Annotated in this window: 5 protein-coding genes; all 5 read right to left on the reverse strand. The window is 71.7% G+C overall.

Going from position 1 to position 3489, the window contains the following annotated elements; genetic code table 11:
• Positions 1–536: ATPase, T2SS/T4P/T4SS family (locus tag AB1609_18380; protein ID MEW6048414.1), on the reverse strand; the 536-nt coding region annotated here is incomplete at its 3' end.
• A gap of 6 nt (positions 537–542) precedes the next feature.
• Positions 543–1811, reverse strand: a complete 1269-nt coding sequence (locus AB1609_18385) for an AAA family ATPase (protein ID MEW6048415.1) — start codon at positions 1809–1811, stop codon at positions 543–545.
• Entirely contained in the window at positions 1757–2518 is a 762-nt protein-coding gene (gene cpaB, locus AB1609_18390) for a Flp pilus assembly protein CpaB (protein MEW6048416.1), read from the reverse strand. The genes AB1609_18385 and cpaB overlap by 55 nt, the downstream gene beginning before the upstream one ends.
• 1 nt (position 2519) lies before the next feature.
• Positions 2520–2972, reverse strand: a complete 453-nt coding sequence (locus tag AB1609_18395) for a hypothetical protein (protein MEW6048417.1) — start codon at positions 2970–2972, stop codon at positions 2520–2522.
• Positions 2973–3004: 32 nt separating this feature from the next.
• Positions 3005–3489: EAL domain-containing protein (locus tag AB1609_18400; protein MEW6048418.1), on the reverse strand; the 485-nt coding region annotated here is incomplete at its 5' end.

Consider the following 3489-nt stretch of genomic DNA (forward strand, 5'->3'; position numbering starts at 1 on the left):
GGGATGATGGCGTTCACCCGGCTGCCGTCCGGGAGCCGGGCGTCCACCATGGGCACCGCCTCGTCTACCCGCCTGCCCAGCGGCCCCACGATACGCTCGATCACGCCCAGCAAGTGGGCGTCGTCGCGGAACTTGAGCTCGGTCCGGTGCAGCCGTCCGCCCTTCTCCACCCACACCTCCCCGGGGCCGTTCACCATGATCTCGGTAATCTCGGGGTCCTCAACCAGCGGCTGGATGGGCCCGTAGCCGAAGATGTCCGAGAGGACCTCGTTGGCCAGGTTCACGCTGGCCACCCGCCCCAGGCGCGCGGCCTCCTCCCGCACCAGGCGCTCCACCACCTTCTCCAGCCGCGCCCGCACCTCGGGCTTCTTCGCGTCGTGAAGCACCTCCGGCGGCACCTCGGCCATCAGCCGGGTGCGCACCCTGACCACTACCTCGTCCACGTAACCCGGGTCCTCAGGCGGCGCGGACAGGCCGCCTTTGCCGCCCGGGGACGGGGCCAGCCCCAGCTTCCTGCGCACGTAGTCCTCCGCCACACCGGGTCACCTCCGGCCGAAGAGGCGCCCGAGCCACCCGCGCCGCGCCGGCGCCTGCGCCGCCGGTGCCACCTGGCCGGCCAGCACGCGCACCTCGTGGGAAAACGGGCTCTCCGGCCGCGCCAGCACGGCGATCTCGCCCTGGTTCTGCAGGGCGCGCACGGCCGGGTCCTCGGGAATCCGCGCCGACACGGGGAAGGGCACCCACTCCGCCACCCGCCGCAGGGAGATGTCCGGCCGACGGGCAACCATGTTGAGCACCACCGAGCACTTGCCGGGGTCTTCCGCGAGCTTCAGCACGAAGGGTTCCGCTTCGTTGAGCAGCCGCAGGGACACCGTGTCCACCGTGCTCACGAGCAGCACCCGGTCGGACATCTCCATCGCCACGGCCGCCAGGTCGGTGAGCTGGATGCCGCAGTCTATCACCACCACATCGAACCGCCGCTTGAGCCACTCCAGCACCAGCTTGGCCCCGTCGGCATCGCCCAGGTCTTCGCCCATGAGCCGCCGCGGACCGGGCAGCGCGTACAGCCCGCAGGGGTGCCGCGCCACCTGCACGCCGTCAAGAGGCACGAACCCGGAAACCAGCTCAGAGAGGGTCGCGCATCCCTCCTTGAGCTGCAGCGCAACCATGAGCTTGCCGCAGGGATCGAACTCCACCACGCAGGAGCGCAGGCGCAGCGGCCCGCCCATGCAGGCCGCGGCGAGGTTCACCGCCACCGTGGTCTTGCCCACGCCGCCCTTGGGGCTCCAGACGCACACCACCTCCTGGCGGGCCACCACCATGGCCCCGCGTTCAGGCGGCGTGCCCGCGTCATCCTCGCGCGCCGCGGGCGCGGGCGCGGGCACCTTCCTGGCCTCCTCCTCACGGGCCTGCCCGAGCGCGTCCAGCACTTCGCGGTACTCCGGCGGAGCGACCACCGCGCCGCGCATCCCGTAGGCCCTGGCCTGCCGCCACGCGTCCACCGACATCCGGGGCACGGCCAGGAGCCCCACCGCCCCCGGGCAGGCCCGCGCCAGGCGCGCGGCGGCCTCCAGCCCCTCGGGTATCTGGCTGTCCACGATCAGCGCGTCAGGCTCAAGCTCCGCCAACACCCGGCAGGCCTGGTCCACGTCGCTGAACGACCCGGCCACCCGGATCTCGTCCCCGCGTAGCGTGCGGCCGGCCTCCTTCACGAAGGCCGGCCCGCCCACCAGTACCACCTTGAAGGGCACCTCGGTCACCTCCCGGCGGACGGTGGCCCGGGAGTTTCGAACCCGTACTTCTCCAGCCACGATCTCCCGGTCACGCCCGGGGTCACCGCCGCCTGCTCGTCCGTCTCGTAGGGGTTGAGCGCAAAGAGCAGCCGCCCGCAGGACATGGCGAACGCGATGTCCTCGATCTCCGGCGGCCGCAGGGCCAGCACCAGCACGCCCGAGCTCTCTCCGCCGGGCTTGGAAGCCGCAAGCACGAGCACGTTGCGCGCGACGATCTTGCCCACTCCCACCTGGCCCGCGGGCGCGTCGATCTTCACCGAGGCGATGATGTCCACCCGGTCGCCTTCCCGCACCTCGCCGCCCACCGCCGTCTCCGGGCTGTAGGGAACGGCAAACGCCCTCAGGGCTCCGTCACCCAGCGCCGACACCCGCGCAGTCATCAGCCCGCGCTCGCCCCTCACCTCGGCCAGATGCGCCCGGCGCAGGACGTCACCCCGCAGCACCTCCACCGAAGTGTACTTGCCGAGAAGCGAGCGCAGGTCCGTGGACGGGCCCGCCTGCCCCGGCTCACGGATCACGTCCTCCGGCAGGGAGGCCTTGGGCACCTCCTCGACGGCCAGCATCTCCGCAGTCAGGCGCGTGAAGCGCGGTATGTCCCGCGCAGCCACGATGGCCGGCACCGTCTCGGAGTAGCTCTTCACCGCCATGACCGCGGCGCCGCCCGCGCCCAGGGCCAGCACCACCGCCAGAAGAAGCAGCAGGAACGAGGACTTGCGCTTCTTCAACTCACTTCCCTCCCGTTTCCTGGGCCAGCAGCTTCACCGCGGAGATGAGCCACCGCCCCTTGAGCTTGACAACGTCATAGGCCACGTCCATCCGGTTCACCACCGTGCCCGCCCCGGGTACGGTGTCCTCCTGCAGCCAGGTGCACCTCACCGAGGCGCGGTCTCCGGACCGGTTCACGAAGTCCACCGCACCGCGGAAGTCGGAAACCCTGGACTGGACCGCCTTGGTGGCTTCCAGCAGGGGCAGCCCCAGCTCGAACTGCGTCAGCGCCTCGCCCGTCAGGTACTCCCGGCACTCGGCGAACTTCTTCTCCGCGAACAGCACCGTGTAATCCTGGCAGAGCTTGACCAGTTCCTTTTCCGTGGAGGGACTGCGCCTGCACCCGCCAGCTGCCACGGCGACGGCCAGGGCCAGCACGAGGCCCAGCACCGCTAGCCTGAACCTGCTTTTCACACCGTCAACCTCCCTTCTTCATGCTTGCACGCTCACGCGGCGGCCGGCCCGCCCAGCAAGTATCCCTGGCCGAGCCCGATCCCGGCCGACCGCACCCGCTCAAGCTCCTCCGCCGTCTCGATCCCCTCCGCCACCATCCGGCCGCCCCAGCGGGCCGCCCGGGCGGTCACCTCCGCGAGCACCCGCACCGCCCGCAGGGACCCGGCCGCTTCGGCCACGACCCCGCGCGCGACCTTCACGAACTCGGGGGCCGCTGCCGCAAGGGCCCCGAAGCGCGCCGTCCCGGGGACCACGTCGTCAGCCGCGATGAGGTAGCCTTCCCTGCGCCAGGCGCTTGCCGCCAGCACCACCTCGCAGGCGCTTGCCTCCGGCCCGTGCTCGGTCACCTCGACCACCGTCCGGCCCGGGCAGGAGGCAATCCCGCGGAGCACCCCGGGCCCGGCCAGGAACGACGGAACGGTGAGGTTGAGTAAAAGAAGACCGCCGCCGCGGAACGCGCGCACGGCCGCCCGGCAGG

This window comes from Bacillota bacterium (genome assembly GCA_040754675.1).
In the GTDB taxonomy this organism is placed as follows: Bacteria; Bacillota; Limnochordia; order Limnochordales; family Geochordaceae; genus Geochorda.